This is a genomic window from Micromonospora globispora (assembly GCF_003857015.1).
Taxonomy (GTDB): domain Bacteria; phylum Actinomycetota; class Actinomycetes; order Mycobacteriales; family Micromonosporaceae; genus Micromonospora; species Micromonospora globispora.
This window is the reverse complement of record NZ_QGGF01000343.1, coordinates 1-4,686: the sequence shown is the minus strand read 5'-3', so window position 1 is coordinate 4,686 and position 4,686 is coordinate 1. Positions and strand designations below refer to the sequence as shown.

Below are 4,686 nucleotides of genomic sequence, written 5' to 3'. Positions count from 1 at the left end.
GCCGACCCGTACCCCGGGCGCCCAGGCCGGCGGCGTCCCCGCGCAGCCGGCACCGCCCTCGTACACTCCGCCGTCGGTGGCGTCCGCGCCGCCGGCGTCCACGCCCCCGCCCTCGACGCCACCGTCGTCCTCGACGCCGGCCGCGGACGCCTGGAAGACGGCGGCCGACGAGGGCTGGTCGCGGGCGACCCAGGCCGCCCAGCCGACCACCGCCGGCACCACCCGCTCCGGCCTGCCGAAGCGGGTGCCGCAGGCCCAGCTCGTCCCCGGCGGCGTCGAGCCGAAGGGCGGCCGGGACCGCAGCCAGCGCACGCCGGACGAAGTACGCGGTCTGCTGTCGGCCTACCACCGCGGTGTGCAACGCGGTCGGTCGGCCGGCGCGGACCTGAACAGCACCTCGACCAAGGAGACGAACCGATGAACAGGCCAGCGGCCATGCAGGACATGGGTTGGCTGCTCACCAACTTCGCCGACAGCGTGGCGGGCATCGCCCACGTGGTGGCGGTGTCCGCGGACGGGCTGCTGCTCGCTTCCTCCCGGGACCTGCCCACGGACCGGGCCGACCAGCTCGCCGCGATCACGTCCGGCGTGGTGAGCCTGACCGAGGGCGCCGCACGGATGTTCAGTGCCGGCGGGGTGCTCCAGACGGTGATCGAGATGGACAGCGGTTACCTGTTCCTGATGTCGATCAGCGACGGCTCCTCGATGGCGGTGCTGGCCGCCCGCAGCTGCGACGTCGGCCAGGTGGGCTACGAGATGGCGCTGCTGGTGGAGCGGGTCGGCCAGGCCCTGGTGCCGCTGCCGAGGGACGCGGTCCGGTCCTGACCGGGATTTCCGCAGGACAAGGTGATCCGGAGCCGGTCCGGCTCCGTACGGAGGGAGGTGATCGCGAGATGGACCAACGGCGGGACCCGCGGGGGGCGCTGGTGCGGCCGTACGCGGTCACCCGGGGCCGTACCGAACCCCTGCAGGACATCGCCCTGGAAGCGGTGCTGTCGTCCACTCCCACCCAGGTGGCCGAGTCGCGGTTCGCCGGGCACGACAAGTACCGCATCGCCACGGTCTGTGAGGGCCGGGCGCAGTCGCTGGCGGAGATCGCCGCGTACACCCGGATGCCGTTGGGCGTGACCCGGGTGCTGGTCGCCGACCTGGTGGCCGAGGGCCTGCTGACGCTACACACCGCCGCTCCCGCAGAGGGGTTCGAGGAGCGGATGAACCTGCTTGGAAGGGTGCTAAGTGGACTTCGCGAACTATGACCCCGCCGGGGCGCACCGCAGCCGGGAGATCATCTCCGCGAAGATCGTGGTCGGGGGCGGCTTCGGGGTCGGCAAGACGACCCTGGTCGGCGCGATCTCCGAGATCACTCCGCTGACCACCGAGGCGCTGATGACCGCGGCGGGGGTCGGCATCGACGACCCGTCGAAGGTGCCCGGCAAGGAGACCACCACGGTCGCCATGGACTTCGGCCGGATCACCATGGCCCAGGACCTGATCCTCTACCTCTTCGGTACGCCGGGTCAGACCCGTTTCTGGTTCATGTGGGACGAGATCATCCGGGGTGCGGTGGGCGCGGCCGTCCTGGTCGACACCCGCCGGATCACCGACGCCTTCGCGCCGCTGGACTACTTCGAGAACCGCAACCTGCCGTACGTGGTGGCGCTGAACCGGTTCGACGGCGCGCCCCAGTACGAGCTCGAGGAGGTCCGCGAGGCGCTGGCGATCTCGCCGGACGTACCGCTGGTGTCGTGCGACGCCCGGCACCGGGAGTCGGTGAAGCAGGTGCTGGTGACCGTCGTCGAGCACGCCATGGCCCGCCTCCAGGCGGAGCACGGCCGGGGCTACCCGACCCCGGTCGGCTGACCGTCGGGCCGTCGCCGCAGGCGGCCCGATGACGCCGGGCGGCGAGCCGGCGGTGGCCGGCGATCCGGGTCAGTCGACCCGCAGCCGGTAGCCCCGCTTGACCACGGTCTGCACCACCCGGGGAGCGTTCAGCCCCACCCGCAGCCGGGCCACCGCCATCTCCACCGCGTGCTCGTCCGCGCCGCGGGGCAGGGTGCGCAGCAGGGCGGTACGGGACAGCACCTTCCCCGGGGACGCGGCCAGCGCCCGCAGCACCGCCATCGGTGCCGGGGCGAGCGGCCGCAGCTCCCCGTCGACCACGGCGGCGTGGCCGCGCAGGGTCAGCAGGTGACCGGCGGCCTTGATGGTCACCGTCCGGCGGGGCAGCTCGTCGACGATCGTGCGGACCAGTGCCCCGAGCCGGGCCCGGGTGGGCGCGCTGACCGGCACCCCCCGGCGGACCAGCGGCTCCGCGGTGACCGCGCCGACGCAACTGGCCAGCACGTCGCCCCGTAGTGCCTCCAGCACCGTCTCGGTACGGTCACCGGCCGCCCGCAGCAGCGCCTCCGCGGCCGGGGCGGAGGTGAACGTGACGGCGTCCACCAGCCGGCCGGCGACCAGGTCGATCAGCCGGTGCAGCGGCGCCGGATCGGTGGGCGGCGCCCAGCGGTAGACGGGCACCTCGATCACCGTGGCCCCGGCCTCCTCCAGCGCTGCCGTGCACTCGGGCTGTCGCTCGCCGTGCAGCTGCATGGCGATCACCTGCCCGGCCACCCCGCGCCGGCGCAGGTGGTCGACCACCTCTTCGCAGCTCTCCGAATCCGGGGACCACTCGTCGTGCAGGCCGGCGGCCCGGATCGCGCCGCGCGCCTTGGGACCGCGGGCCACCACGTACGCCTCGGCGAGCACCGAGCGCAGCGGTTCGGCCAGCCCCCAGCCCTCGGCCGCCTCCAGCCAGCCGCGCATCCCGATCCCGGTGTTCGCCATCAGGATGTCCGGCGGCCGGTCGAGGCAGGCCCGGGTCGCCTCACGCAGGTCGGTGTCGTCGGCCAGCGGCACGATCCGCAGGGCCGGGGCGAGCACCACCCGGGCACCCCGCCGCTGCAGCAGCGCGGCCAACTCGTCGCGCCGCCGGTCGGCGGTCACCCCGATGGTGAAGCCGGCCAGTTCGTCCCGCATCACACCCCCTGTCGCAGCCGCACCTCGACCAGTCCGTCCCGGTAGCGTGCGTCGTGCCGCCGCAGGGTCACGTCGGGCAGGTCCAGGCAGCGCCCGGTCCGCAGGTCGTAGACCTGCTTGTGCAGCGGGGAGGCGAGGGTCGGTACCCCGCCCCGGCTGCCCACGATGCCCCGGGACATCACGTACGCGCCGCCGACCGGGTCGAGGTTGTCGACCGCGTACAGCTCGCCGCCGGTGCGGAAGAGGGCCACCTGCACGCCGTCGACCAGGGCGGCGACGCCCCGGTCGGGCTCCAGCCGGTCGAGGCGGCAGACCGGCGTCCAGTGGATGGTGGTCATGGTGATCATCGACGTACCTCCGGAAGGCCGAGCGCGACGGGTTGACGGTTGGCGCCGGTTTCGGGCGGCGTGCCCCGCGCCGGCACGGGCTGGCCGCGTTCCACCGTGAAGGTGATCGACGGGTCGGGTACGTCCGGGGCGTTGACGAACGAGGTGAACCGGCGCAGCCGGTCCGGGTCGTCGAGGACGTCCCGCCACTCGTCGGAGTAGGACGCGACGTGCCGGGCCATCGCCGCGTCGAGTTCGGCGCAGAGCCCCAGCGCGTCGTCCACGATCACGGCGCGAAGGTGGTCGAGGCCGCCCTCCATCGCCTCGATCCAGGCGGCGGTGCGCTGCAGGCGGTCCGCGGTGCGGATGTAATAAATCAAGAATCTGTCGATTAGCGGAATCAGCGCTTCTGTGGATAGATCAGTGGCGAAGAGGTCGGCGTGCCGGGGCCGGAAGCCGCCGTTGCCGCCGACGTAGAGGTTCCAGCCGGTCTCGGTGGCGATGATGCCGAAGTCCTTGCTGCGGGCTTCGGCGCACTCCCGGGCGCAGCCGGAGACCGCCGACTTGATCTTGTGTGGGGCGCGCAGGCCCCGGTAGCGCAGCTCCAGGGCGATGGCCAGGCCGACCGAGTCCTGCACCCCGTACCGGCACCAGGTCTCACCGACGCAGGACTTCACCGTCCGCAGCGCCTTGCCGTACGCGTGGCCGGACTCGAAGCCGGCGTCGACGAGTCGGCGCCAGATCTGCGGCAACTGCTCGACGCGGGCGCCGAACAGGTCGATCCGCTGCCCGCCGGTGATCTTCGTGTAGAGCTGGAAGTCCCGGGCCACCTCGCCGATCACGATCAGCTTCTCCGGGGTGATCTCACCGCCGGGGATCCGGGGCACCACCGAGTAGCTGCCGTCGCGTTGCAGGTTGGCCAGGAAGTGGTCGTTGGTGTCCTGAAGGGACGCCTGCTCGCCGTCGAGCACGTGCCCGGTGCCGAGCGAGGCGAGGATCGAGGCGACCACCGGCTTGCAGATGTCGCAGCCGCGTCCCTGCCCGTGCTCGGCGATCAGCTGGGAGAAGGTGCGGATGCCGCGGACCCGGACGACGTCGAAGAGCTCCTGCCGGCTCATGTCGAAGTGCTCGCAGAGCGCGGTGGACTGCTTCACCCCGGCCGCGTCGAGCAGCTGCTTCAGCATCGGCACGCAGGAGCCGCAGCTGGTGCCGGCCCGGGTGCACGCCTTCAGCGCCGGCACGTCCTGCGCGCCCGCCGCGATCGCCGTGTCGATGTGGTCGCGGGTGACCGCGTTGCAGGAGCAGACCTGTGCGACGCCGGGGAGCGCACCGGCCCCGGCGT

The 4,686-nt window shown here is 72.9% G+C and carries 6 protein-coding genes and 1 pseudogene; 4 read left to right on the top strand and 3 right to left on the bottom strand.

Annotated elements, in window-relative coordinates:
• The 4 genes and pseudogenes from DKL51_RS36445 to DKL51_RS16795 all read left to right on the top strand — a co-directional run.
• A pseudogene (locus DKL51_RS36445) lies at positions 1-421 on the top strand (ATPase); the annotation flags it as partial.
• Entirely contained in the window at positions 418-825 is a 408-nt protein-coding gene (locus DKL51_RS16805; protein ID WP_109946946.1) for a roadblock/LC7 domain-containing protein, read from the top strand. The pseudogene DKL51_RS36445 and the gene DKL51_RS16805, both read left to right, overlap by 4 nt.
• 68 nt (positions 826-893) lie before the next feature.
• On the top strand, positions 894-1,256 hold the full coding sequence (locus tag DKL51_RS16800; RefSeq protein WP_109946945.1) for a DUF742 domain-containing protein: 363 nt from the start codon (positions 894-896) through the stop codon (positions 1,254-1,256).
• Positions 1,237-1,860 carry a GTP-binding protein gene (locus DKL51_RS16795; protein WP_109946944.1) on the top strand — a complete coding sequence of 208 codons (624 nt, stop codon included), beginning with the start codon at positions 1,237-1,239 and terminating at the stop codon, positions 1,858-1,860. The genes DKL51_RS16800 and DKL51_RS16795 overlap by 20 nt, the downstream gene beginning before the upstream one ends.
• A gap of 69 nt (positions 1,861-1,929) precedes the next feature.
• Here DKL51_RS16795 and DKL51_RS16790 read toward each other — a convergent pair whose 3' ends face one another.
• From DKL51_RS16790 to nirB, 3 genes are all read right to left on the bottom strand, one after another.
• On the bottom strand, positions 1,930-3,018 hold the full coding sequence (locus tag DKL51_RS16790; protein ID WP_109946943.1) for a uroporphyrinogen-III synthase: 1,089 nt from the start codon (positions 3,016-3,018) through the stop codon (positions 1,930-1,932).
• A complete protein-coding gene (gene nirD / locus DKL51_RS16785) occupies positions 3,018-3,365 on the bottom strand; it encodes a nitrite reductase small subunit NirD (protein WP_109946942.1) in 348 nt (115 codons plus the stop codon). Before nirD ends, DKL51_RS16790 begins: the two co-directional genes overlap by 1 nt.
• Positions 3,362-4,686 (bottom strand): nitrite reductase large subunit NirB (nirB, locus tag DKL51_RS16780; RefSeq protein ID WP_185734824.1); only part of this gene is annotated, 1,325 nt, incomplete at its 5' end. The genes nirB and nirD, both read right to left, overlap by 4 nt.

Bases quoted from the DNA above. Each gene is read 5' to 3' on its own strand.
- DKL51_RS16805 (WP_109946946.1), top strand. From the start codon at position 418: ATGAACAGGCCAGCGGCCATGCAGGACATGGGTTGGCTGCTCACCAAC.
- DKL51_RS16800 (WP_109946945.1), top strand. From the start codon at position 894: ATGGACCAACGGCGGGACCCGCGGGGGGCGCTGGTGCGGCCGTACGCG.
- DKL51_RS16790 (WP_109946943.1), bottom strand. From the start codon at position 3,018: ATGCGGGACGAACTGGCCGGCTTCACCATCGGGGTGACCGCCGACCGG.
- nirD (WP_109946942.1), bottom strand. From the start codon at position 3,365: ATGATCACCATGACCACCATCCACTGGACGCCGGTCTGCCGCCTCGAC.